This window comes from Dyella sp. GSA-30 (assembly GCF_027924605.1).
In the GTDB taxonomy this organism is placed as follows: Bacteria; Pseudomonadota; Gammaproteobacteria; order Xanthomonadales; family Rhodanobacteraceae; genus GSA-30.
This window is the reverse complement of sequence record NZ_AP027042.1, coordinates 5,397,754-5,424,250: the sequence shown is the minus strand read 5'-3', so window position 1 is coordinate 5,424,250 and position 26,497 is coordinate 5,397,754. Positions and strand designations below refer to the sequence as shown.

The 26,497-nt window shown below is 58.7% G+C and carries 16 protein-coding genes; 9 read left to right on the top strand and 7 right to left on the bottom strand.

What is annotated here, in order from left to right:
* The first annotated feature begins 70 nt into the window (after positions 1-70).
* The 3 genes from QMG46_RS23285 (at position 71) to ssb (ending at position 2,400) form a co-directional block, all read left to right on the top strand.
* On the top strand, positions 71-1,063 hold the full coding sequence (locus QMG46_RS23285; protein ID WP_281850288.1) for a fimbrial protein: 993 nt from the start codon (positions 71-73) through the stop codon (positions 1,061-1,063).
* The gene (gene traF / locus QMG46_RS23280) at positions 1,060-1,674 is read left to right on the top strand and encodes a conjugative transfer signal peptidase TraF (protein WP_281850287.1); all 615 of its coding nucleotides are present in this window, start codon (positions 1,060-1,062) and stop codon (positions 1,672-1,674) included. Before QMG46_RS23285 ends, traF begins: the two co-directional genes overlap by 4 nt.
* Before the next feature lie 162 nt (positions 1,675-1,836).
* On the top strand, positions 1,837-2,400 hold the full coding sequence (ssb, locus tag QMG46_RS23275) for a single-stranded DNA-binding protein (RefSeq protein ID WP_281850286.1): 564 nt from the start codon (positions 1,837-1,839) through the stop codon (positions 2,398-2,400).
* A 105-nt stretch (positions 2,401-2,505) separates the two neighbouring features.
* Here ssb and QMG46_RS23270 read toward each other — a convergent pair whose 3' ends face one another.
* On the bottom strand, positions 2,506-4,758 hold the full coding sequence (locus tag QMG46_RS23270) for a TonB-dependent receptor (RefSeq protein ID WP_281850285.1): 2,253 nt from the start codon (positions 4,756-4,758) through the stop codon (positions 2,506-2,508).
* Positions 4,759-5,671: 913 nt separating this feature from the next.
* Here QMG46_RS23270 and QMG46_RS23265 point away from each other — a divergent pair.
* On the top strand, positions 5,672-6,412 hold the full coding sequence (locus tag QMG46_RS23265) for a FadR/GntR family transcriptional regulator (protein ID WP_281850284.1): 741 nt from the start codon (positions 5,672-5,674) through the stop codon (positions 6,410-6,412).
* Positions 6,413-6,714: 302 nt separating this feature from the next.
* Here QMG46_RS23265 and QMG46_RS23260 read toward each other — a convergent pair whose 3' ends face one another.
* The 3 genes from QMG46_RS23260 to QMG46_RS23250 all read right to left on the bottom strand — a co-directional run bounded on the left by QMG46_RS23260 (position 6,715) and on the right by QMG46_RS23250 (position 12,823).
* Complete coding sequence (locus QMG46_RS23260) at positions 6,715-7,917, bottom strand: glycoside hydrolase family 27 protein (protein WP_281850283.1); 1,203 nt, start codon at positions 7,915-7,917, stop codon at positions 6,715-6,717.
* 41 nt (positions 7,918-7,958) lie between these two features.
* Entirely contained in the window at positions 7,959-9,797 is a 1,839-nt protein-coding gene (locus QMG46_RS23255) for a glycoside hydrolase family 35 protein (protein WP_281850282.1), read from the bottom strand.
* Positions 9,798-9,925: 128 nt separating this feature from the next.
* Complete coding sequence (locus QMG46_RS23250; protein WP_281850281.1) at positions 9,926-12,823, bottom strand: TonB-dependent receptor; 2,898 nt, start codon at positions 12,821-12,823, stop codon at positions 9,926-9,928.
* Between the two features lie 670 nt (positions 12,824-13,493).
* Between QMG46_RS23250 and QMG46_RS23245 the strand changes: the two genes are divergently transcribed.
* The 4 genes from QMG46_RS23245 to QMG46_RS23230 all read left to right on the top strand — a co-directional run bounded on the left by QMG46_RS23245 (position 13,494) and on the right by QMG46_RS23230 (position 20,464).
* Entirely contained in the window at positions 13,494-14,738 is a 1,245-nt protein-coding gene (locus QMG46_RS23245; protein ID WP_281850280.1) for a PstS family phosphate ABC transporter substrate-binding protein, read from the top strand.
* 287 nt (positions 14,739-15,025) lie between these two features.
* Positions 15,026-18,019, top strand: coding sequence for a non-ribosomal peptide synthetase (locus QMG46_RS23240; RefSeq protein ID WP_281850279.1), 2,994 nt, complete (start codon positions 15,026-15,028; stop codon positions 18,017-18,019).
* A 219-nt stretch (positions 18,020-18,238) separates the two neighbouring features.
* A complete protein-coding gene (locus QMG46_RS23235; RefSeq protein ID WP_281850278.1) occupies positions 18,239-19,618 on the top strand; it encodes an amino acid permease in 1,380 nt (459 codons plus the stop codon).
* Between the two features lie 222 nt (positions 19,619-19,840).
* A complete protein-coding gene (locus tag QMG46_RS23230; RefSeq protein ID WP_281850277.1) occupies positions 19,841-20,464 on the top strand; it encodes a phosphatase PAP2 family protein in 624 nt (207 codons plus the stop codon).
* Between the two features lie 14 nt (positions 20,465-20,478).
* On the opposite strand, the gene QMG46_RS23225 is transcribed toward QMG46_RS23230, so the two are convergent.
* Entirely contained in the window at positions 20,479-22,623 is a 2,145-nt protein-coding gene (locus QMG46_RS23225) for an LTA synthase family protein (protein ID WP_281850276.1), read from the bottom strand.
* A 192-nt stretch (positions 22,624-22,815) separates the two neighbouring features.
* Positions 22,816-24,933 (bottom strand): TonB-dependent siderophore receptor, encoded by a 2,118-nt coding sequence (locus tag QMG46_RS23220; protein WP_281850275.1) that lies wholly within the window; start codon positions 24,931-24,933, stop codon positions 22,816-22,818.
* Between the two features lie 158 nt (positions 24,934-25,091).
* Here QMG46_RS23220 and QMG46_RS23215 point away from each other — a divergent pair, with 158 nt between their 5' ends.
* Positions 25,092-26,126 carry a YncE family protein gene (locus QMG46_RS23215; RefSeq protein ID WP_281850274.1) on the top strand — a complete coding sequence of 345 codons (1,035 nt, stop codon included), beginning with the start codon at positions 25,092-25,094 and terminating at the stop codon, positions 26,124-26,126.
* Positions 26,127-26,192: 66 nt separating this feature from the next.
* On the opposite strand, the gene QMG46_RS23210 is transcribed toward QMG46_RS23215, so the two are convergent.
* The gene (locus QMG46_RS23210; protein WP_281850273.1) at positions 26,193-26,438 is read right to left on the bottom strand and encodes a DUF2188 domain-containing protein; all 246 of its coding nucleotides are present in this window, start codon (positions 26,436-26,438) and stop codon (positions 26,193-26,195) included.
* Positions 26,439-26,497: the final 59 nt, after the last annotated feature.

Sequence of the window (26,497 nt, the reverse complement as noted above, 5' to 3'; positions counted from 1 at the left end):
GATTGCCAAGGCTGCCGAGTAGCGGCAACGGCCAAGCCAGCTAATCGTTCAATCATTTGAGAAAACAAGCATGAGTCATCCCTTTTTCTTCAGGCGTCATCGCATGGCGCTCGTGTTGCTGGCATCCACTGCGTTCCAGATCGCCCCCGCCTGGGCAGGCTGTTCGATCGCCAGGACGCAACAATTTCCGATTCAGCGAAGCAGCGCTCTGATTGTGGGAAGCGGAGTTCAGGTGGGGGAGGTTGTTTCGGAGAGCGTGGTCAGCGGGCCCAATCTAACGCAGCTGATCTGTTTTCCGGGGGATGCGCGCTTCTACAGCGGATTGATGGCGTCCGCGCCAAGCGATCCATCCGTGATCCCGTTGAAAGTGAATGGGCGGGATTCCGGGTTTGGCGCACGCTTTGCCATCAAGGAAACGGGCGATCCTGATTTTCAGGTCTTGCCCATCGACCGGCGCCAGACATTCACGGTTCAAACCACGATCAATGGCAACGCCCAGCTACGCTACCAGCTTGTACGACTGCCTGGACCTATCCAGTACGGCCAATTTGAGCGGGGAGTGCTGGCGCAATCCGTCGTCACGCTGGCGGACAACGTCAGGCGTGGCGCGTACCGCACCATAAGTATGGATAACCTGACCATCGCGCGGCCAAGCTGTTCGATCACCAACGACTCGCTGACTCAGTCGGTATCGCTGGGCACGCATGCCATCGGCAGCATGCCACGAGTCGGCGACGGGTCTCCCTGGCGTCCTTTCCGGCTGGTCATGAAGGAGTGCGACGATCCGCAACATGTCATTGCAGATATCACTTTCGGCAAGAGCTCTGACGCCGATCGAACCAATGGCTCTTTGTTCTCGCTCGACGCCAATAGCGCGCAGGGCGTGGGCATCGAAATAGAAGGTCCCGCAAATGTCGCCGTTGTACCCGGGAGGATGACATCGTTGCCCGCGGTCGGTACTGGGCAGGACTTTGGTTTCCGTGCGCGCTATCAACGTACGACAGCAGCAGCCAGGGCGGGTACGGCGAACAAGGCGCTGACGGTCACGGTAGAGTTCCGTTGAATCTTCGCCGCGGTTTGAGGGTAAGCGGCGGCTGCGCCATATTCGCCCTGGTGCTGACCTGGTCGGTGCTCGGCGTGGGCTATCTGACCGGCATGCGCCTGAACTTCACCGGTAGCTTGCCCAAGGGCCTGTACTGGACGACGGATGCGCCGGTGGGCCGAGGCAGCTACGTCATGTTCTGCTCTCCGCCGGAGAACGCGTTCGCGGAGGCTGCCGCCCGTCGTTATTTCTCGCCGGGCCATTGTCCTGGCGGGTATCGCCCACTGCTCAAGCGCGTGGCCGGAGTTTCCGGAGATAGGGTGGCAGTGGCCCAAGACGGAGTACGCGTCAATCGACGGCTCCTGCCCTGGAGTAGGCCGCTGGATGCTGACCTGGGCCAACGGCCGCTGCCGCACCTTGCCGGCAAGGATTTTCTGCTTGGTCCGGACCAACTTTGGGTGATGTCCGATACGCAGCCTTATTCTTTCGATAGCCGTTATTTCGGGCCGATCGAGCGCGGTTGGATTCGAGCGATCGTGCGTCCGGTGTTGACCTGGGGCCCGGGTGGCATGTTCGGCCCGCCCGCGATCGACCCTGCCGTTGCCCCGTTGAGGATTTTTTCAATCCGATGAACAGCTTGGGATACCCGTGCGGATCCCCGGGTGCTCACCCACAAAGCCTGTCTGCCGTCCAGTCTATATTCGTGAGACGGCCTGCCCGTATCATGACAGGCCAAATCATCCCGGCCGCAAAAGCCCCTCAAGCTGCGGCCGGCTCACAGAGGACATCCATCCATGGCACGTGGCATCAACAAGGTCATTATCGTCGGCAACTTGGGCGCCGATCCGGAAACCCGCTACACCGGCAACGGCACTGCGATCACCAGCATCCGCATCGCCACGTCCGAGTCGTGGACCGACAAGCAGAGCGGCGAAAAGCAGGAACGCACCGAGTGGCACCGCGTCAAGCTGTTCGGCCGTCTGGCCGAGATTGCCGGCGAATACCTGAAGAAAGGCCGCCAGGTCTACATCGAAGGCTCGCTGCGTACCGACAAGTACACCGACAAGGACGGCGTCGAGCGTTTCAGCACCGACATCATTGCCGCCGAAATGCAGATGCTTGGCGGTAACGCCGGCGAAGGCGGTGGCACGGGTGGTGGTGGCGGTGGTGGAAACTATCAGCGCTCGCAGGGCGGCGGTGGCGGCGGTCAGCGCCAGGGTGGCGGCAACTACGGTGGCAATCAGCGTGGCGGCGGCAGTGGCGGCGACTACGGCAATCAGCGCGGCGGCAACGATGCACCGCGTAGCGCGCCGGCACCGGCTGACAATAGCTTCGATGACGACGATATTCCGTTTTGACGCATACCTGAGACACACAAGGTAGATTCTTAAACAAAGCCCCTGATCCTTCAGGGGCTTTGTATTTGCAAAACCTGCTTGTTCGTCTTCTCGGCCGGGCGTTGGTCAGAACAAGTCGGCCGTAATAGTGAAGTTGAAGTTGCGCGCCGGAATAGTCCAGTACAGCGGCGTACTATCCGCGGCCGTGGTGCCGGCAAGCGCATTGATGGACGTGTTGTTGAACAGGTTGTTGAGCTGCACGCCGATCTTGATATCCCTGACATCACTGATGTGGGGATCGAACCGATAGCTGGCTGCCAAGTTGGTGATCGCATAGCCGCCGATCGGTGTGTCGTCGGTACTGTTGGCCGTGTAATAGGTCTTACCGACAAATTTATCGATCAGCGACGCATACACCGACCCATTGCTATAGATGACGCCCAGCGCGGCGGTCTTGTGCGGAGTATTCGCGTTCCACAGATTGTCGGTGGTCTGGATGGCGCGGTTGAGCGAACCGTTGGCGTAGACGCTGAAACCGCCACCCAGCATGTAGGTGCCTTCGAGCTCCAGGCCTTTGTAATGCACGCCACCGCCGTTGTAGTACTCCGTGATGCCGCCAACATGTTGGCTCTGCACGAAGTTGTTGAAGTTGATCTTGTAGACGTCGCCGGACAGCGTCAGGCGGTCGCTGCTCCAGGTGGTGCCAAGCTGGATATTGGTGGTCTTTTCCGGTTGCACGATGCTGTCGGAAGCTGCCGGATTGGGGACATAGAACAGATTGAGATTCGGCGCCAGGAAACCCTTGGCCCATTGCACATAGGCCGTCCAGTTTGAGTTGAACGCGTAGTGGAATGCGGCCGAGGGCAGGGTGGCGTTCCAGTCCTTGGAGTAGTTCAGCGGGGTCTCCGTCTTCTGGTTGACCGGTGCGTCGATGGTGCGCTTGAAGTAGTTGTACTTCACGCCGCCGACAAAGTAGGCGTTGTCGGTAATGTTCCATTGGTATTCGACAAACGGCTGGATGGTGACCAGCGTGTTATTCATGATGCGATCGGCCGAGGCCAATGCCAGCGAAGGCGCGCCCGGTGCAATCACGGGGTTCAGTGCATCGAGTGTGTCGTCGAACTCATAAAGCCAGCGCAGATCGGCCTGATGGTCGTACCACACGCCGGTGCGCACTTCGCCCGGTCCGAGGTCTTTGCTCAGGCGGAAGATGTCGCCCCACGAACGGTTGGTGTTGCGCATGTGCTGGCCGGGGACGTTGTCCGGCGCATAGGCGGTTCCGTTGGGTGTTTCGCCATTGGGATCTTCGCCATTGAAGCCGAAATGGTTGTAGCCATAGGTATAGGCCTTGTTGTCGATCGTCCAGCCGGCAAACTCCGAGTGCAGGCCGATGTAACCCAGATTGGTGTTGATCTTGTCCTGGTTATACCGGTAGTAGGCCTGGCTGGTCGGGTCGTTATTCAGCGCATAGTTCGAGCCGAACTGCGCTATTTGCGCCTTGGTGGCGCCGAACGGAACATACTGGTTGAGTTTGTTCCACAGGGCGGCGAAGGTCAGCGTGGTGTTGTCGCCCAACGGCTGCACGATCTTCGCAAACACGCTTTGGCGGCGCTGGCCGGCATTGGTCAGGTAGCCGTCCGAGTCGCTGTTCTGCACGTTGATAACGGCGCTGGTGCCGCTGTTGGTGAAGCGGCCGGTATTGATGCGAGCGCCCTCCACGGCAGTTTCCCAGCTACCGAGGCTGAAGTATGGGCTGATACCGAACTCGTTGCGCGGATCGAGCGTATCGACCGCAATCGTGCCGCCGAACGTGGCATTGCCAAGCGTGCCGGCCGTACCAGGGCCACGATCGACCAGCACGCTGCTGGTCTCCTGACTGGTGAAATAGGACGTGGAGTGATGCGTGAAGTCGTTGGAATCCATCCACGGGATGCCATCGAATGTCACGTTGTATTGACCATCCTGGAAGCCGCGGATGGACACCACGGGTGCTTCCATCAAGCCGGAGCCATTGGGCGTTACGGCATATACGCTCGGTGCGATAGAGGCAACGTCCGCGTAGTCGCCGGTTGGCGCAATATTCTCCTGAATATACGTGCTGCCGATAATCGACTGCGGCTGTGTGGCGATCGTGGAACCCTGGGTCGGTGCAATATCGGTGACCGCCGAATTTGCCGTCACTTGCATGCCGGCCAGTGTTTTGGCGTTGGTTGATGAGTTGTTGTCGCGTGAATTGTGCGAAGGATTTGAGCTGCTCGCCGTAGCGCTGCCGTTGTTGATCACATCCTGTGCCGAAGTCGGGTCAGCCATGGCCATGGCAACGCACAAAGCGAGATAAGCCGGCGCACAGCGGCGCAACGCGTGATTCGATCGTGTCATTGTTTTTCCGGTGTTGGCGGGGTGTGGAAGGGCCGACACCGTAGGGATGCTATATGACGTTTGGATAACAAAAATATTAATTGGCCGCTTTTAAAGTGCGAAAGATAATGCGCTAAGTTTAAACTAAGTCTTGCCTTATTTATGCCATGAAAAACTCGATTGTTTAATAATATTAATATTAATGTAAGGAGATGCTAAGTGGCGAGCAAGCCAATCATGATAAATAATGGAGTTTTTTCATCGTGCAGATGAAAATTAATTGATCCGCAATTTTTTGGTGCGATTGCGCGGCGCGGATGGGCCCTTGCGCGCGGGTGCACGGTCCAGATATCCAGATAGGCATGCCGGAACACCCCTTGTGACGCATACAACGCCCGGCGACTCTTGGTGTTCCTCGCGCGCATCCCGGACGATGGGCCCATCGACATGGCTGGCGCGCTTTAGAAATTTTTGACGCGCGGCGCACATTGTCCTGAAGCCTGCCGCCGGGGCGTCATCGCCGGTTCGACTCATCGGCGCGGCGATGAGTGCTTCGGGTGGCGTGTCGATCTTCCAGGAAGAACGACGCCTCCGAGCGACCGTTCGTTCGGCTTCCCGTCATGCCCTTTTTAGACGCGATGAACGGGAAATCGAGTTGGCCACGCCACGTCGCGTAGCTCGATATTTTGCCCCTCAGAATAGATGACGCCTCGTATTCAACCTGCTATAAAGCTACATACGAATATTTGTATGACAAATAGCTGCATGGCCGCTGGTGAAACGGCACACGCGGCGCCCGGTGAGTCGAAGGGCAGCGCAATGTCATTGATAACGGTTCTTATTTTGGAACAGAGCCAGCTGACTTGATTCCGCCACGTACCTCGCCTCGAGGCTATCCCGCCATGGGGAACGCACCCGAAAGGAAACACAGCGAATGGTGAAACTCGGAACTGTACGCAGTTTGCATCATCAGGTGATCCAGGAGCTGGGGCGGTTAATCGTCAGCGGTGAACTGGAGCCGGGTAAAAGCCTGCCTCGTGAGGAAATCCTGGCCGAACGCATGAGTGTCAGCCGCACCGCGTTACGTGAGGCGATGAAGGTGCTTTCAGCGAAAGGACTGATCGAATCGCGCCAGAAGACGGGCACGCGTGTACGCGAAGAGACGTACTGGAACCAGCTCGACTCGGATGTGCTGGCCTGGCGTTGTGCCTCGATGCCTACCGAAAGCTTCGTCGACAAACTGGTGGAGATGCGCGAGATCATCGAGCCGGCTGCCGCGGTCAATGCCGCGCGGCGACGCAGCGACGAACAATTGGAGGCCATCGCAAACGCTTACCAGGCCATGGCCGCCGCCGAGGATCTCGATGCCTGGACCACCGCCGATCTGGCCTTTCATGAAGCGGTGTTGCACGCGACGAATAACGAGTTGCTTACGTCGCTGTTCTCGGTGATCGAGACGGCACTGGGTACCTATTTTGTGCTGTCGGCGCGTAACTCGGCCAATTTCAAGAACGCGTTGCCACAGCATTTCAAGGTGTATGAGGCGATCCGCCGCCGCCAACCGGAAGTGGCTCGTCAGGCGATGATCAAGATGGTTTCCGACTCGCGCAGCAATATCAAGAAGCAGCAGACGGAACGCGCAGCCAAGGCCGCTTCCGCGGCAGGTGCAACGTAAGTCGCTCCCGCAAACCAGCAATGCTCGGCTAGTTTGTAGGAGCGACTTCGCAGAACCTCGGAAACTTCAACAAACCTCAGTTTTTCCTATCGTCATTCCGGCGTAGGCCGGAACCCAGTGGTATCGGTTTTTAGTTTTCGCGATGGAGCTGCCTCTTGCAGGCTCTCGCGACAACCGATCGCAAAGCCACTGGGTTCCGGCCTGCGCCGGAATGACGAGTAGGAGGGAGTTTTTCGAGGTTCCCTTCAATCGTGGAAAGCCGCGACTTTACCGAGCCGCGGCTATAAGATCCCTCGACGTCTTTATTGCCCGATGCGATACATCACGGTCGCATGCGGCGCCAGATCCGTCTTGATCGAGCCATCACCCTTTGTCTGGGTGTGTGCCCACAGATCCCGTACGTTGTAGCTCTGGCCGGCTTTCAGGCCCAGCTCGCTGGCTGCAACGGTGACGCCATGTGCCGTATCGGTTTCATTGAACACGACGACAGCACGGCTGCCATCCTTGAGCGGCTTGACGATGACATGGATGCCGCCGGTATCGCGCACTTGATGACCCTGGATGCCGAGAGGATCCTGGTCTACTGCAATGACATCCTTGTTGAGCAGGATCTGCAACGCATCGGGCTTGATCGTGCGCAAATCCGTACCGATCAGCAGCGGTGCCGCCATGATCGACCACAGGCTGAAATGACTACGATACTCGACGTCAGTCATGCCGCCATTGCCCACTTCGAGCATGTCCGGGTCGTTCCAATGGCCAAGGCTTGCGTAGCGGTCCAGCACCACGTTTTCCTTGAAGTTTTTCAACATCGAGGCGTAGCTGTCGCTGATATCTCCGGTGGTACGCCACGAGCCGGCATCGACCGGCGGCTTGCCGGCCCACAGCCAGGGCTTGTTCTCACCCCATTCGCACATGCTGAAGAAAATCTGCCGGCCGCTTCCGCGCAGCGCCTCCGCCATGGCGGTATAGCGTTTATGGGCATCGACTTTCTGGTTGTTGCAGTTGTCGTACTTGAGGTAGTCCACGTCCCAGGAGGCGAAGGTCGCCGCGTCGTCCTTCTCGTGGTCAAGGCCGCCGGGAAAGCCGCGGTTTTCCTTCAACGGCTCGCACGTGGAAACGCCGGCACTGGAATACAGGCCGAACTTCAGTCCGTGCTGATGGATATAGGCGGCAAGCGCCTTGATGCCGCTGGGGAAACGCTTGGGATTGGGCTGCAGGTGCCCGTCCTTGTCGCGCTGCCAGTTCGCCCAACAGTCGTCGATATTGACGTACTGATAGCCCGCATCGCGCAAACCGAGGCTGATGAACTTATCAGCGACGCCGCGAATCATCGCCTCGTCGAACTCGTCGCGACAGTGGGTGGAATTCCAGTTGTTGAAACCCATCTGAGGCAATGCAGGCGTGCCCGCGTCCGCGTGTGCTGGCATGGCAGTCACCGCAGTGGCAGCAACGAATGCGAATGAAACTGCCGCACGCAACAAGCTCGGAATGGAATCTTTCATCGATGTTCCCCGTGACTGTTTGAACGAAATCGGATCATGCGTCATGGCATCGGCACGGTAGGCGTGCCGAGCATGGGTTGCTTGAGCGTGGTGAGCGTCGGCTGGCCTTCCACCAGCAGATCCAGCACCACCAGCTGATTCCCGCTGGGCTTCAGCCAGACACCGGGCACGTACAAGGTGCGTTGCGGACCAATGCTCCAGGTGCGGCCTAGCGGGTGCCCGTTGAGCCAGACAAAGCCCTTGCCTAGGCCGGCGGTGTCCAGGAAGGTATCTGCGGCAGCGCTTCCGGAAACCGGGGCGTTGAATGTGCCGCGATAGAAACACGGCGCATGCCGGCAGGGGCCGCGGGTGTAGTGCAACGCGCTACTGTCTTTGAATGGCAATGAATAGATCTGCCAGTCCTGCAATGCCTTTCCTTGCAGAGTCACGGACCCAAGGATGCCCTTGCGCTCGGCGAGCAGCTTCTCGCCGAAGTTGATGCGCCCATCGTTCTGCACCAGCAGATCGAGCATGTCGCCCTTGGCGAGCTTGAGTGTCAGGCGATCCTGCTTAAGCCGGCGGTCGAGCGTGCCGGCGCGTTTGCCGTTGACGTAGACCTGGGCATAGTCGTGCAGACCATCGACTCGCAGTTCGCCTGAGGCATCGGTGGCCATGCGCTTGCGATAGAGAATATCGCCGTACGCCTGGTCCAGGGCTTCCATGGTCTTGAGTTCGTGCGATGCGGTGGGTGTCGGCAAGACATCCCACAGTGACACGGCCTCATCCAGTTTGATGCCATCGATCGCCTGGGTGGGCGGTGTGGCCGGTACCGGGGGCAGGGTGGCGCCGGTTTCCTCGGCGATCACCTGGCGCGCGGCATCGTACTTCGGCGTGGGCCGTCCGCTTTCATCCAGCGGGCTGTCGTAGTCGTAACTCGTAACGTCAGGCTGGTAGCTATCGTCGTCCCAGTTGGCACCGTTCATCCAGCCGAACGAGGTGCCACCATGGAACATGTAGAAATTGACCGAATATCCTTGCTGCAATATCCAGGTCAGCTCGCCGGCGACTTTCTTGGCATCGGCGACGTGATGCGGCGCGCCCCAATGATCGAACCAGCCGACCCAGTACTCACCAGCCATATAGGGCCCGGTGGACTGCCACGTATGCAGCTTGGCGAACTTTTCTTGCGCATGACCGACGCCGAAGTTGATCACCTCGAGCAAGCCCGGCAGCGAGCCCGGCTGCTCGGCGCTATCGGAGGTAAACAGCAGTGACTTGTCGAAGCCGCTGTCGACAATATCGCGACGAATCTGCTGCAGGTAAGGGCTATTGTCCTTACCGAAGCTGCCGTACTCGTTCTCTACCTGCACGGCGATGATGTTGCCGCCATGCGTCAGTTGCAGTGGCGCCAGTTCCTGGCCCAGCCGGTGCAGCCAGCGCTGTGCAGGCTCCATGAATTTCGGATCGGTGCTGCGCACCTGGGTACCCGGATCCTTCAGGAGCCAGGCAGGAAACCCGCCGAACTCCCATTCGGAACACACGTAGGGACCCGGGCGAAGAATCACATACAGGCCTTCCTGCTGCGCCTCGCGAATGAATTCGGCTACATCGTTTTGCCCGCTGAAATCGTAGTGGCCCGGTGTCGCTTCGTGCGCGTTCCAGAACACATAGGTCGTGATGGTATTGAGCCCCATCGCCTTGGCCATCTTCAGACGCGCGCGCCAATACTCACGTGGTACGCGTGCGTAATGCATTTCGCCGGAGATGATCCGGAACGGCTTGCCGTCGAGCATGAACTGGCCCTGCTCGATGGCAAGGCCATGATTGGAAGGCGTTGGTGCCGCACACAGGCTGCCGGAGAACAACGCGCCGAGCAGCGCACCGGTTAAGACGTTCCTCAATGAACTCACTGGCATACCTCGTTGACCCAGGAGAAAGCTTGATATCCGCCAGGGGCGGTACTGACTTCGGCCCCGGGATCATCCGCGGGGCCGAAGTCAGTCAAGCAGCGCTCGTTCCGTCGAGCAAATTAGAAGGTGCCGCGAACACCGACCGTGTACACCGTGCCGTCCGCTTCGGCATAGAGGAACCGGTTCGGATAGACGGAGTAGTCGTACAGGTGCTGATGGGTCAGGTTGGTGCCGGACATGAACACTGTCACGTGCTTGTTGATGTCGTAGCTCGCGCTCAGGTCAAGCTGGCCATAGGCCTTTCGTGTGTCCGGCTGTGCACCGGCACCGTACGAAATGCTGTTCAGATACGCGCCGCGCCAGTTGTATGCAAGACGCACCTGCACCGGGCCCTTCTCGTAGTACAGGCTCGCGTTGGCCGAGTTACCGATGCCGGGCACTGCGAACTTGCCTGACGCCGCGATCGTGCCCGGATTCAGGTTGGTGCTGCTGGACACGTGCGTGTAGTTGGCCAGGAAGCCCAAGCCATCGAACGGATCGGGCAGGATGTGCGTGAACTGGTAGTTGAAGGTGAACTCTTCGCCATAGATCTTCGACGAGTTCAGGTTGATCGGCTGAGTCAGCGTCCAGATCAGCGGCTGTCCGTTGGCTTGGTTGGTCAGGAATTCCACCGGCGTGCTGACCAGCGTGCTGAAGTTGCTGACCTTCTTGTAGAAGCCCTCCAGCGCGATATAGCTCGCGTCGTCGATGTACCACTCCAGACCCATATCGAAGTTCCGCGAGGTATACGGCTGCAGCTGCGGATTGCCTTGCGAGATGGTCAGCGAGTTCGGGCGGGTGCCGAAGCTGCGGTTGTAGTACAGGTTGCTCAGTTCCGGCGGGGTCAGTGTCTTGGATGCCGAGAAACGATAGATCAGGTTATCAAGCAGGCTCAGCTTGAAGTTCAGCGACGGCAGCCACTTGTGATAGCCGCCATCGGCGGACTGCGGCGCCAGCGGGCCATAGGCGACCTGGCCATCGCTGGTGTCGTTCGGATCGATGTAGTAGCTGATCGGCGGCTGGCCAATCGCCGTGGACGTGGAGTTGATGTCGAGGTAACGCACGCCCACATCCAAGGCCCAGGGCTTTTCCCACATCGTGCCTTCGAAGAGCGCCTTGCCGAAGAACGTCTTCTCGTTCTCCGACACCTTGTTGTAGCTGCCCGGGTTGGGCGCCGCGTTCAAGGTGCCCCCGTTGGAGGCCAGGCCGGCAAGCAGGGCCGCACGCTTATCGGGGGTCAACTGGTTGTACGCCGCAGGCGTGGTCAGCCAGTTGAGATAGGCACGTGGATCGTACTGGATCCACTGCGCCGGCAAGCCCGGCGAGGAAACGCCATGGACCTTGTCGGGCGCCGTGTAGATATAGGCACCCACGGCATCGGGCGGGACTGAGATGCTGTAACCGCAGTAAGCGTTACACAGGATGCTGTTGGGCGTGCTCCAGTTGATCGACTTGACCGAATCGTCGGTGACGCCCGCGCCGAATGCCAACTCGGAAAGCACGCCATCCTTGAAGTTCTTGGTCAGCTTGAGCTGGTACTGGTTGACTGTATTGGTGACGTTGCTACCGGAGCCGGCATTGCAGCAGTGCGCATTCAAGTCGCCAAAATCCGTCGTCGACAGGATGTTGGAATAACTTGGCGGTTCATTGCTGCCGCCATTGGTCCAGGTCGGATTGGTGCCGAAGTTCTTCGCGCCGATGACAAGAAAGTAACCGTTGGGGCTTTGCTTGTTCCATGCCTTGGAGTTGGAGATATCGAGGCTGAGCTTGGTCGATTCATCGATATCGAAGCCCAGGTTCAAGCCATTTTGCGTGCTCTTTTCGTAGCTCGGGTTGTACGACATGACATAGTCGTTCGCCATGACGTTAGGGCCCGAACCCTTGCGCACCCAGCTCAGCGCCGTGTTGTTCGCATCGGTCGTGATCGACTGGATATCGCCGGTGTTGCCGTACTCGCCGAACTCGTGCTCGAGCGGGTCGACCTTATAGCTCGAATACAAGGTATCGAATTGAACGGTCAATCGGTCGAACGGCTTCCAATCGATGGCGCCGCTGAAGCCCTTGCGTGTACGTGTCTCGTCGACGACGTTGCTGGCCAGGGTCTCGGGCACTGCGACGTTGGTGTAGCCGGCAGTGCCGGGGCCGGGCGACAGCTGGGAAATGTTCTGGTTGGTGTACCAGGAATTGGCCTGCGTATTGAGCTGCGTGTCCTTGCGCTTGTAATACGTCGCCGAGGCAATCCAGCCGAAGGTGTGGTCCGAGTTCGTCCAGCCGAAGACACCCGAGGCCTTGGGCGTGGTCTTGCCCTGCCAGTCGCCGGTCAGGTTGCTGTTGACGCCCGCCGCGCTCCACGCGCCATGGATGCCGGTGAAATCCAATGGTCGCGCGGTCTGAATATTGACCACGCCACCGATGTCGACTTCGGGAATGTCCGCCGACGAGGTCTTGTTGACCTGGGCGACACTGATGATTTCAGAAGGCAGTACATCGAAGTTGAAGGCGCGCGAGCCGGATGCCGTGGCCATCTGGCGATCGTTGACCGTGACGGCGACAAATTCGGGACCAAAGCCGCGGATCGCAATCTGGCTCGATTCGCCGCCACTGCGATTGACCGACACGCCGGGCACGCGCTGCAAAGCGTCAGCCACGTTGGGGTCGGGGAACTTGCCCGTCTCTTCGGCCGAAATCGAGTCGACGACGTTGACGGCGTCCTGCTTGATCGCCTGTGCTTTGCGGATCGCGGCCAGCTGACCCGTGACGGAAACCGCGTTCAGCTCGGTAACCTTCTTGTCCTTATCGTTCGTCTTGCCTGACGCGTCCGTGCTGGCCTGATCGGGCGAGGAGGAAGATGGCGTGCCGGCTGGCGGCGGTGTCGGACTCGTTTGCGCGTGTCCCTGCATGCTGTAACCGGTCAAGCAGGCGACTCCCGTCACCATCAGCGCTCGGCGAATAACGATCGCCAACTTCGTATGTTGCATGACAACCCCTCCCCAATCTATGTGGAATACCCGTCAGACATGCACGCAATGCTTCGTTGTCCCTTTTCTGCCGGGCCGAGGCTATGCGCAATCCAGGCTGTCGGCGCCCCCTGCGCACCTAGCCGTCCATCTATCCTGTAAGACCGGCTGCGGCTGCCCGCGGCCAATTGTCTTATTTTAAGATAATACTAAAGAGGGGTGGCTCAACAAGCTGCGCCGCAGCATGGCCTGGCGCCGTCCGGGCCTCCTTAACTTATGGGGCCAAGACTCCGGCAAGGTGCCCGGCGCGTGGGGTGCCGCGAAGGTCGGCGCTCGCTCTTGCCGGGGTGGATGGGTCTGCGTCTGGAGCACGACACGAGAAGTCGCCTTCCGGTCTCTGCTGCGTTCTTTGAGCAGCAGCCCATGGGTTTTGGCTGAGTCCAGTTTCAAATGGCACCGAATGTGCAGGAGCCATGAGGCCAGCCAGGATCATGCACTCGAAAGATTGGCCACTTTTCATATTTGGCTTGCGTTGTAATGAGCGGGGAATATATGCCGCCTTTTTTACTTAACTACAACGTCATTGATTGATTGCACAAATAACAAGCCCCTAATCCCGGGGGCATTTCTCAAAAGGGGATACGCGATGAGTTACGGAATTAATAGGTCCCATGCCCGCACGAAGATGTTGGTGAGAGCAGCCCTGTTCTTCGCCGGCGCCGCGATGATGTCCAGTGCCATGGGCACCACGCTCTATGGCGGCGGATCCACGCTGCCTGTCGGCGCCTACTTTGGATGGAATGCCCCCAATCGTCTGATCTTGCCGGCCGATGTGGATGCCAGCTCAATATTCGGCGCGTGGGCTGGTGCGTCCAATCATGTGCAGTACTGTCAAACCGGCAGCGGCAATGGCAAGCGCGTGATCAACGGCGACACCAGCGGATCGCCGTCTCTGACCGCCACCGGCATCTGCGATAACAATTTGTTGCTGCTCACCGGGTTCAGTGTCCCGACGACCGCCGTGGTGCAGCCGGATTTCATCGATTCGGGCGTGCCGTACTGGTCAGCGGAGTACGCGACATTCATAGCCAACAAGGGGACGGCGCGCGGCGAGCCCGTCCAGTTCCCGGCGATCGCGGCCTCCATCGCCATCGTCTATAACAACTCCAGCCTGTCCAGTCAGCTGAACCTGACTCAAGCACAGGTCTGCGGCATCTTTGCTGGCACCATTACCAACTGGCACGACTTGAACTCGGCCTTTATGTCCAAGGCCATCAAGGTTGTCTATCGTGCGGACGATAGCGGCAGCACGTTCAACTTCTCCAATTACCTGACTGCCGTTTGCGGCATTATCGGTGGCGGCCACTTTCAGACCAGTCAGAATTTCTTTTCGCCCGCATCCGGTTCGGTGATCGCTCTGGTTCCCCTGAATACCGCTACGTCCAAGATAGGCGCCAACGGCGATGCCAACGTCATCGTCGCCGTCAATGCAACCGACGGTACGATCGGTTACGCCGGTACCGGCGACGCGCTCGATCATTCCGGTATTGGCATCAACCCGGTGGGTCACGCGACTATCGATGGCAAGGATCCGGTGACTGATTTTCCAGCCACATTCCCGGTCACGGTCCTATATGACCGAGTCATCGTTAGTGCGAGCCCCACTGTCATGCTGGGCACGCAGACGCCGAACTCGACGGCGAACTGCCTGGGTATCGTCGATCCGAATACCTATGCGATACAGCCGTCGACCCGCTACCCGATCGTCGCGGTGACCTACCTGATCGCTAACCAGAAGGGCAACTCGACGGATCTGACGGCACTGCGCAGCTTCATGATCTATGCTCAAAACCATGCGATCGTCGAACCGGGTTTTGCCCAACTTACAGGTACTGGCATCAGTACGCCCAAAGCGCTCAGCTGCCTGGCGGCGTAATTCAGATACACGAGTCATGCCCTCGGGGGAAGGGATTATCCCTTCCCCCTTTTCGCTTTTGCGACGTGCCTAAAGAGGGGCGCGTAATGATGGGCGGCGATGAGAGTTGCTCTCACATTAATGCCTGACAATCGTGGTGCAAGTCACAATAGAAATAATGACCGACTTTATTTTTGATGTGTCGCTCACAACACGCCTGGTTGTAATACGAGAGCCTTAATAGGCTTTAAAAAGCAACTTCTCATTAACCATCAACGCGGAATCCGTGTGCCCACGGAGGGCCAGTCATGTCCTCGATAAATACCGTGCTCGATCACTTTCGGCATCAAGTCGACCTGCACCCTGATGCCCCCGCCCTTATCGATCGCCATCGCATATTGACCTATGCAGAACTCGACAAGCGCAGCGATGCTGTTGCAGATTTCCTGATCCAAAGAGGCGTAAAGCCCGGCGATCTTGTGCCGCTATTGGCCGGCCGCTCGTCGGAGGTCATCATTGGATTGCTCGGGATCGTCAAGACCGGTGCCGCCTACGTGCCGATCGACGAAACCTACCCTGCGCTAAGACAGCACTATATCGTTGAACAGACGGGTGCTTCCCTGGCGTTATCTACTGCGGGGTCATCTGCGATAGGGCAGTGCGAATGCGTTGCCATCGAAGCGTGCAGCGCCATCAGCGAGCCGAGTGGCAAACCGGTCGAGCGCCTGCGCGAGGCGCTTGCGCCAGAACAAGCGGCCTACGTGATTTTCACGTCGGGCACCACCGGAATGCCGAAAGGCGTGGTTATCGAACACCACTCATTAGTCAATCTGGTTACGTGGCATAACCGGGAGTTTTCGGTCTCGTCGCAAAGCCGGCTCACGTTGATGGCGAAAATCGGCTTCGACATATCTCAGTGGGAGATATGGTCAGCCTTGTGCGCGGGTGCGCCGCTCTATCTGCTGGACGACGCCTTGCGCATCGATGCCGAATTGTTGGCGGATTTCTATGCGCGCCATGCCATTACCCATGCATTCGTACCGACGGTGATGGTGCGCGATGTCGTCAATGCTACCTCCGTGGTACAGACGACCCTGAGCTACTTGTTCACCGGTGGCGAGAAGCTCAATCCCATCGATACCGATCGCGTGGATTATCAGCTTGTCGACTACTATGGTCCCACCGAGGCCACCATCTTTGCCACCGCCAACCGCGTGGTCAGCTCCAGCCGGGGCATGCCGTCCTCCATTGGCCTGCCGATTGCCGGCGCGGAGGTCCTGATTCTCGATGACGTTCTGTCCGACGTCCCGGCTGGCGATCCTGGCGAGCTCTTCATTGCAGGCCCGGGGTTGGCCAGGGGCTATTTGAACAACAGCGCATTGACGGACGACAAGTTCATCGTCCGCGATGGGAAGCGTCTCTATCGCAGCGGTGATCTTGCCCGTTTCCTGCCCGACGGCAGCATTCAGTTCCTCGGTCGGCGCGACGAACAGATAAAGATCCGCGGCAACCGTGTCGAACTTGGCGAGATCGAAGCTCAGCTTTCGTTATTGCCGCAAGTCAGGAAGGCCGCCGTCGGAGCGACCTCGCCACGTGATCCTTCCAGGAAAGAGATCGTTGCGTTCCTGATCGTCGATAGATCCACGGGTGACAACGACAACGCATTGATTGCCGCCATCAAGGAAGGGGTAAAGGTCGTCCTTCCCGACTACATGCTTCCCGCCAGTTACCTCCTGGTCGATGAGTTTCCTCTCACCTCGAACGGAAAAACCGACAAGCAGGCCTTGCTGCAACGCCATGCGATGAAGCTTGCTCCCGTATCGGGTGCCAGGAAGGCGGCTTATGAAGGAGGGCAGGCGGTCATCGCCGACATCTTCAGCGAATTGCTCGGGCATGACGATTTTGGTCCAAACGACAGTTTCTTCGAGATTGGCGGTCATTCGCTGCTTGCGGCTCACTTGATCAAGGACATCTCGGACAAGCTAGGCATCAAGGCTTATATACGCGACATCTACGAACACCCCAGTGTCAGCGCGCTGCACGCCGAGCTGCAACGCAGAACGGGAACTTCGGCCCCTGCTGTCGATGCGGAGCCGATTCGTGCCTTGCAGGATGATGTCTATCTGCCAGAGGGCGTGGTGTTCGATCAGCCCAGTCAACCAGGCCAGATCGCCGCGCCCAAGCACGTCTTTCTCACCGGCGTTACCGGATTTGTCGGCATCCATCTTCTGCAGGAGTTGCTCGCTACCACTCGTGCGGCGATCCATTGTCCCATTCGAGCGCAGAGCGAAGAGCATGCGCAATTGCGCCTGGAAGAGGTGTTGAGCAAGAACGATATTCAGCTAAGGCCGGCGGAGCTGCTTCGCATTCGAGTCTATGCCGCCGATCTGGCCCAGCCGGAATTCGGCCTCGCCTCATCGGACTATCGGTACCTGTGCAGCACGGTCGACATGGTCTATCACTCGGCCAGTGCCGTGAATTTCATCCAGCCTTATTCCTACATGAGGAGGGACAACGTGCAGGGGCTTAGGGAGATCATTCAATTCGCGGCCGCGGGGAAACTCAAACCGCTGGCATTGCTGTCGACGATCTCCGTCTATAGCTGGGGCCACTTGCACACGGGTAAGCGCGTGATGCTGGAGAGCGACGATATCGACCAGAACCTGCCGGCCGTCATCACCGACATCGGTTATGTGCGCAGCAAGTGGGTGATGGAAAAGGTTGCCGATCTGGCCGCAAAGAAGGGGTTGCCGCTTATGACCTTCCGGCTTGGCTATGCCACATTCCACAGCAAGACGGGCGTTTGCGCCGAGTACCAGTGGTGGTCGCGGCTGGTCAAGACCTGCCTTACGCAAGGTACCGTGCCGGCGTTGCGTGACCTGCGCGAAGGCCTGACCACCGTGGATTACATGGTGCGCGCGATTGCGCATATTTCGCGCAATCCCGCCGCGCTCGGAAAGAAATTCAATCTGATTCACTCGCGGGAGAACAATCTTACGCTGCAGGATTTCTTCGACAAGCTAGAAACCGATTTCGGTTTTCCTTTCCGGCGAATTCCTTATGCGCAGTGGCGGGCACAGTGGGAACCGGACTATCAGGCCCCTTTATATCCGTTGCTGAGTCTGTTCAAGGATGTCATGTATGACGGGCAGTCCACCGTGGAGCTCTACCAGAATACGTATGAGTGGGATTGCAGCAATGTCCACGAATTCCTGCGCGGTAGCGGCATCACGGAGCCGGCGTTCGAGAAAGGCGAATTGCGGCGATATCTGAATCGTTCGATAGGATTGGCTATCGCCTGAAACTCCACAGCGAAGAGATCGCCTCGAACACTCTCTTCGCTGCGGCGAAGGTAGCTCGCATACGGCGCCTTTCGGTAGCCAACCGCCCCATGGCCTGAAGCCGTCCCCCCGGTATGGTTCAAACATCGCCACGGCAAGCGCTATGCTTGCTGGTCGGCGGGTCGATCACACTTCGACATTCATCGCCAGACGCCTCACGCCATGGGTACCGGGATCTGTATGCACACGAACGAACAAGCGTTGAAGCGTGGCCTGAAAGAGCGCCACATTCGCCTGATGGCCTTGGGATCCACCATCGGCGTGGGGCTGTTCCTGGGTTCGGCCAATGCCATCAAGCTGGCCGGACCGGCGATCCTCGTTTCTTATGTGCTGGGCGGCCTGGCGATCTTTTTCATCATGCGCGCGTTGGGTGAGATGGCCGTGCACCACCCGGTAGCCGGCTCCTTCAGTCGCTATGCCCAGGATTACCTCGGCCCCTTGCCGGGCTATTTGACTGGCTGGAACTACTGGTTCATGTGGCTGGTGACCTGCGTGGCGGAAATCACTGCCGTCGGCGTCTACATGGGGGTCTGGTTTCCCGATGTGCCTCAATGGATCTGGGCGCTGGCCGCACTGGCGGCGATGGGCGCCGTGAATCTGGCCGCGGTCAAGGCGTATGGCGAGTTCGAATTCTGGTTCGCCATGATCAAGGTGGTAACGATCGTGCTGATGATCGTGGGCGGAGGCGCGATGATCGTGTTCGGCTTCGGCAATCACGGCGTTGCGACCGGCATAAGCAACCTGTGGACACATGGCGGCTTCATGCCTAACGGTGCTCAAGGCGTGCTGATGGCGCTGCAGATGGTGATGTTTGCCTATCTCGGCGTGGAGATGATCGGCCTCACGGCCGGCGAAGCGGATAACCCCGACAAATCGATTCCTGATGCGATCAACTCCGTGTTCTGGCGCATCGTGATCTTCTACGTTGGCGCGCTGTTCGTGATCCTGTCGCTTTATCCCTGGAACGAACTGGGCACACAAGGCAGCCCCTTCGTCATGACCTTCGAGCGGCTGGGCATCAAATCCGCCGCAGGCATCATCAACTTCGTGGTACTCACCGCAGCACTTTCGTCCTGTAATGGCGGTATCTACAGCACGGGCCGCATGCTCTACAACCTGGCCCAGCAAGGGCAGGCACCGCGGGCGTTTGCGGTGACATCACGCGAAGGCATTCCACACAGGGCGGTGCAGGTGTCCATCGTGGCGCTGTTGCTTGGTGTGCTGTTGAACTACCTGGTGCCGGCGAAGGTTTTCGTCTGGGTCACCTCGATCGCGACCTTCAGCGCCATCTGGACCTGGGTCGTCGTGCTGATCACGCAGATGACATTTCGGCGTCGTCTGAGTGACGCCGAACGCGATCGCCTGAAGTTCCGCATGCCGTTCTACCCTTATGCATCCTGGTTCGCACTGGCATTTCTTGTGCTGGTTACCGGGTTAATGGCTTATTTTCCGGATACGCGCGTCGCGTTGATCGTTGGGCCATTGTGGCTTGTTGTGCTGGCCGTGCTGTATTACGCATTCGGTCTGGGAAAGAAGGCGCTGGTGGAAGGTCTTCCTTAGCGCACGACGGTGCAGAACCGATCTCTACCATGTTGAGCAAGGTTGCCAGATCGGTTGACGCGGCTGCCTGCCGGACAGCGGAGCAATCGTCGTTCGAGCGCTTGCTGCGTACTTGGCCTCTATCATTACTAAGCTCGTGCTAAGGGGTTTATAAGTTGTTTGTCAGCTATTCGGCGTAGCTTGCCATGAGTGGTCAGTCGGGTTTCTCGCCGGGGTGCAGATATGCGCGTCCTGCTCGTTGTTGCGTTCGCTGTTGCCATGGCTTTCCCTGCACAGGTGCTGGCGGGTGGCGGGCCTTTTGGTATTGACCACACCGTTCATTACGACAACAGCGGCATCTGGAAGCGCAGCAACCAGCAAGTCTTGATGTACGGCTCGATTTTGACTGTCGGCGCAGGTGCCATCTGGTTGGGCGATAACGATCAACTCGGCGACACGTTCTGGCGCTCGGTTGATTCAATGGCACTTACCGCCGCCAGCACCCAGGTGCTCAAGTGGACGTTCCAGCGGGAGCGACCGTCGCAGACCAACGACCCAAATCGCTTTTTCAAAGGCCTTGGCGCACAAAGTTTCCCAAGTGGAGAGGTTGCGGCGATATCCGCTGCCGTGACGCCATTTATGGTCACGTACGGGCATGACCATCCTGCAGTGTATTTACTGGCGTTGCTGCCTGCTTACGATGCGGTAGCACGCGTCAAGACCCGCGGCCACTGGCAGAGCGATGTATTGGTGGGTGCCGCCATCGGTGCGGGCATCGGTATCTGGGCCAGCAAGCGTCAGTCGCCCTGGATCATCAGCATGTTGCCTGGTGGGTTTCAGGTAGGTTTTGTGCACCATTTCGATTGAATGACGATTCCGGGCTAAGGCCTGGCCAATGACCCTTCCGGCTGGACCGGCGTGTCATCTTCGCGCCGCCATTTCATTCGGCCTTTCTTAAACAGTTCCGCTGCTACCTGATAGGACGCAATCGCCTGGTCGATGGCCAGTGCATCTGCGTTTGGCAGCGGCGTGGTGTCTCCGGTCTGAAAGTTGGGCGATACCTGCTCGATGCGCTGCTTCGGCGACAGGATAGTCAGGCTATTGCTTTGCAGAAAGCCTAGCTTTTGATAGGTGGCGGGGAAGGCGCGCTCCTTGCCGGGCGCGAGCCTCATGATGTCGTAGCCAAAGAAGCGGCTGCGGTAGCTGAAATGCAGCAGTCCCAGGATCGTGGGAGGGATGTCGATCTGCGCCATCATGCGGTCGATGTGCTGGGGTGGCAGATACTTTGGTGCGTAGATGATCAGTGGGATGTGATACATGTTGACGGGTATCGCGCTCTTGCCGGCACTATTGGCGCAGTGATCGGCACTGATGACAAATACCGTGTCATCAAAATAAGGCTTCTTGCGCATACGTCGAATAAAGTCGCCGATCGCCCAGTCGGTGTACTTGACGGCGCTGGGTCGATCACCTTGTGCACCATCGATCCTCCCCTCGGGAAAGGTATAGGGGCGATGGTTGGATGTAGTCATGATATGCAGAAAAAATGGCTTGCCCTGCGCCTTAGAGGCATCCATCCGCGCCATGGCAAGCGTGTAGAGGTCCTCGTCAGCGATACCCCAGACGTTCTCGCTATGGATAGGCATGCCCTTGGGTACCGCGTCGCGGTCGATGGCGTTGTAGCCGTTATGCGAGAAAAAATCGTTCATGTTGTCGAAATAGCCGTAGCCGCCATAGACGAAGTCCGATTGATAACCGCGTGCATTGAATATGTTGGCGAGCGAAAACAAGCCCCGATTGTTCTGCTGGCGAAGCAGCGAATCGCCTGGCGTGGGCGGGACGGATAACGACAAGGCTTCAAGCCCTCGCACTGTGCGCGTGCCGTTGGCATAGAGCTGCGTGAAGAACAGACCTTGGTCAGCCAACGCGTCGATATGGGGCGTAAGCCCGTCTCTGTTGCCAAAATGTGCGAGGTACTCGCCGGACAGGCTTTCGACGCTGATCAGCACGACGTTGAGATGCCGCTCCGCTCCGTCAGCACGAATGGCCCGGGTGATATCGCTCGGGTCGGCGCTCAAATAGGTGGCGTCCGGTGTTTGCAGCATGTCGTGGACAATCGCAAATGCCTTGTCATCGGGAAGCGTGGCATAGAAGCCCGGATAGTCGAGTCGATTGGCTCGAAGCGCGGCGAAAAATTGATAGATGCCGTTGCCTGCCAATGCGTTGACATAGGGATTGGTATGGCGGTCTTTCATTTGCGCGTTGACCAGGCCTGTGCCCAGCACGGTAAGCACTAACCAGGCTGCGGCCACAAGCGAGCGACCGGCGAAATGTGAGCGATCGTCAAGCGTGTAAAGACCGCGACGGGTGAGTGCTACTACCGTAAGGGTGACCAGGAGTATCAGCGACATCCAACGACCCAGCGGGTAGGACTCGCGAATGTTTTCAAGCACTGCGTGTGTGTAGACAAGATAGTCGACGGCGATGAAGTTGAAGCGGGTGCCGAACTCGTCCCAAAAAAGCCATTCCGCCGTGCCGATCAGCAACATGGTGAAAAGCAACAGTGCGGCAAGCATGTAAAGCAGTCGTTGTCCGGTCTTTGATGCGTAGTTGAAAGCACACAGTGGTAGAAAATAGAAAAACAATACCGTTAAAGGCCATAGCGACCGGTGCGGTATGCCGTAGATGAAATGCAGCCCTGCGGCTATCAATAGCAGGCAGACGAGGAGTGACGCGACATAGAGCAACCACCGATGCCATCCCTTATGGCGACCTGTGCGGGTTGGCACGACCCACAGGTAGATCAACAAGGGCCACGCGAAATAAACGAACGTCACTATGTCGTACAAGAACCCGGTGGCAAAGATGTAGACCAGCGAAACTCCAAGGCTGGAGACATTAGCTCCGGCTTTGACGGCCAGGGCGAGCCGGACAACGGATTCGATGATGAGAAATGCCGCGGCAAACCATGCGAGTGGCCGGAATCGTGTCGCCAGCGCGTTGCCGTCGATGGGTTGAAACTTCATGCCTTCGGTTCACTCTTTTGCTCCGCTTCCAATCTAGGAAGCGCAGCTTAGAGAAGACTTAGAGCACGGAGATCGGCGGCAAGTGTTTTGTGAACGAGAGCGTTGATGGAGGCCGATTAGCTGTCGTTGGCCTCAAATTTCCATTCAAGGCTGGCGAATCCTTCGCCAGCCTTGCGAGGCGGGTGTGACGGCTTACCAGCGATAACGCGCTGACACGGTGACTTCGCGGGGATAGCCGTAGTAGCACCATGCTGCACTGTTGCAAGCTGTGATGTAGGTGCGGTCGAAGAGATTGGCAGCCGTTACCTGGAAGCGCCAGTTTTCAACGTCGTAGTGGGCGTTGGCGTCGTACAGCACATAGCCGCCGGTACGGAACAGGTTGTTCGCATCGCCATAGTGTTCGCCGATGTATCGCACGCCGCCGCCGAAGCCCAGACCGGCGAGTGCGCCTTCATGCAGCGAGTAGTCCGCCGAGATCGATGCCTGTCGCTTGGGTACGAGTGCGACCTGCTTGTCCAAGGTGGCATCGTTGGCCCGCGTGACCTTGGCGTCGGTGTACGCGTAGGCGGCGGTCATGGCGAAGTTGTCGGTGACGGCGACATTCGCTTCCAGCTCCGCCCCGCGCGTACGCGTCTGACCTTGCTGCAGCGAGAAGAACAGATGATTCGGGTCGACCGTCAACGCGTTCTTCTGCGTCAATTGGTAGACCGCCGCGGTGATCAGCGAGCGGCCGTCGGGTGTCTGGTATTTCACGCCACCTTCGTACTGATCGCCGGTGGTCGGCTTGAATGCTTCGCCGGCGAAGGTGGTGCCTACCGTCGTCTTGAAGGAATGCGAATACGCCAGATACGGCACCAGGCCGATGTCGGTGGTGTAGTTGAGTCCCAGGCGGCCGGAGAAGGCGTTGTCTTTCTGCGTGCGCGCGCTACCGGCGATATCGTCCTTGACGTCGTTGGTGACCCAGTCGTGCCGGCCGCTGGCGACGATGCCCCACTTGCCCAGGGTGATCTGGTCCTGCACGTACGCACCCAGTTGCTTGAGGAGGTTATCCGTGTGCGTGGTAAAGGGCGTGGCCGGCAACGGTGCGCCGTAGACCGGATCGAAAATGTCGATCGAAGGCGCGCTGCCAAAGCCCGAACGGTAGTCGTTGCGGCTGTGCAGATAATCCACGCCCATCAGCACGGTGTGCTGCACGTCGCCGGTGTTGAAGCGTGCTTCGGCCTGGTTGTCGACGGCGAACACATGTGCCTGGTCGATCAGCGGAAAGTTGTAGCGGTCGAGCGTACGCAGGTCGGCTTCCAGGCCAAGGGCGCCGATCGAGCGATGATCGACCTTGGCGTTCTGTATGCGCAGGTCCTGACGTACCGACCAGACATCGTCGAAGCGATGAGTGAATTCGTAACCGATCGACATATCGGTCTTGTGGTAGTGGTCGTAACCTGGCTCGCCCGGATTCACGTCGCGCGGAATGCGGCCGTTCGGATTGGGATAGAGCGTACCCTGCGACGGCAAGAAGCCGCCCACGCCATTGGAAAGGCTGCGCTGGTAGCGCGCGAGGATCGTCAGCGACGTGTCGTCGTCAGGCTTCCAGGTGAGACTGGGCGCAAAGTAATAGCGATCGTCCTGCGAGTGATTGAGATTCGAATCGCCTTTGCGCGCCAGGCCGACCACGCGGTAAAGCCAATGACCATCGCTGTCGAGCTGGCCGCCGGTATCGCCGGCGAGCTGCTTCTGACCGAAGCTGCCCAGGGTGGCTTCGATTTCGTGCGGTGCCTCCAGGCTCGGACGCTTGCTGGTCATGTCGATCATGCCGCCGGGCGGCAGCTGCCCATACATGGCTGACGACGGGCCCTTGTTGACCTCGACACGTTCCAGGCCGTAAGGCTCGATGCGCGAATCGCCGGTCCAGTCGCCATTGGCCAGGGCGAGACCATCGAGAAAGCGGGCAGGGTCATAGCCACGAATCAGGATCCAGTCGCTGCGCGGATCCGCGCCGTAGCTGCCGCCCACGGCGCCGGCCATGTAGCGCACCGCTTCATCCAGGCCCTGTATGCCGTAGGTGTGCATGCGATCGGGCGTAACCGTGCTGACCGATTGGGGTATCTCCACCGTCGGTGTGACGGTCTTGGTCGTCGAATAGACCACATTGATCGCGTCCAGGGCCACGCTGTCCTTGGCTTGCGTGCCCGTTTTTTGCGCGGCTTTGGTCTGTGTCGTATCGGCGGCCATACCTTCGGCGGCGTGCGCCGGGTGGGCGAGCGCGAACAAGATGGCGACCAGAAGCGCGCTTCTGGAAAGTGTTTGACGCATGACGATGACCTTGTACGAGAAACCGCAGCCCGGACCGGCTGACGGACAGACTAGGTCTAAATGATAGTGATTCTTATTACATAGTCAATCGCGATGGGCTAAGCCGCCCCTAAGTCCATACCCTCATGCTGAGCGGACCTTCCTTTTTACGGTGCCCCATGTCTCCTTTGAATCGCGTTGCTCTCCTGGTTGGGATGCTTGGCGCAGGCTTGCTGCCTTGCGCGGCGGACGCTGCAACGCCAGCGAATGCATTGGGTGTGATTCAGCGTTTGCCCTTGGGTGGTACGGGTGGCTGGGATTACCTGAGCTTCGATGCCCAGCGGCAGCATTTGTTTGTCAGCCGCGGTGATCGCGTGCTGGTGATCGATACCAAACAGATGCGCCAGGTCGGCAGCATCGACAACACCTCCGGCGTACATGGCATCGCCATCGCGCAAGATCTGAAGCAGGGCTTTGTCAGCGACGGTCTTACCGCATCGGTAACCGTGTTCGACCTGGACTCCCTCAAGACCGTCGCGACGATCGACGGCACGGGCGAAAAGCCCGATGCGATCATTTACGAGCCCGGCTCGCATCGCGTCTGGACATTCAACGGCAAAAGCCATAACGCGAGCGTGATCGATCCGGCGAGCAAACGTGTGATCGATACCGTGGCCTTGCCCGGCAAGCCGGAGTTCGCGGTCACCGATGCGGACGGCCATATCTTCGTCAACATCGAAGACAAGTCCGAACTCGTGCAGATCGATGCTGGCAGCCACAAAGTGCTGCAGACCTGGTCGCTGGCACCCTGCGAATCGCCGAGTGGTTTGGCGATCGATGTCGCGCATCATCGCCTGTTCTCGGTCTGCGATAACGAGAAGATGGCTGTGACCGATAGCGTCACCGGGCATCTGGTCACCACCGTGCCGATCGGCTCCGGGCCGGATGCCGTGGTCTTCGATGCCGGCGATGCGACGGTCTACAGCTCCAATGGCGAAAGCGGCACGATTACCGCCGTGCATGAAGACGACAGCGATCATTTCAGCGTCAAGGCGACCGTGCCCACGCAGCCGAGCGCGCGCACACTTGCATTGGATTCGCAGCAGCATCGGCTGTATTTGTCGGCCGCGACGTTGAGCAAGGATCAGCCGGCGGGACAGCGTCCTACGATGGTGCCGGGGAGCTTTACTGTGTTGGTGGTGGGGCGGCACTGAGGCTGAAAAAGCTCCACCTATTTGTCATCCCGGCCTGCGCCGGGATGACAATAGAAACTGAGGCGATTACCCGCCAAAAGAATCCGGCGTCAAAGTCTGCCAGCTCCCATCCTCATTCTCGATACGTATCTCGGTAGCAAAACCCTTGATCGCATCCGTCCGTGCCCGTTCCACGGCATAGCGCAATGCTTCCTTGTCGTTGGAAAAGCGTTGATCCGGCGTCGAGGCTATCGAGACGATCCAGTCGCGGCCTCGCGCCGGCGGGTGTCTCACATAGATAGTGGTCTGGCGGTCTGGCATATGTGCGGTCATAGGTTGAGTTGAACTGTTTGGCCGTGACGAATACCTCAATGTCCGCACATGCGAGTGAT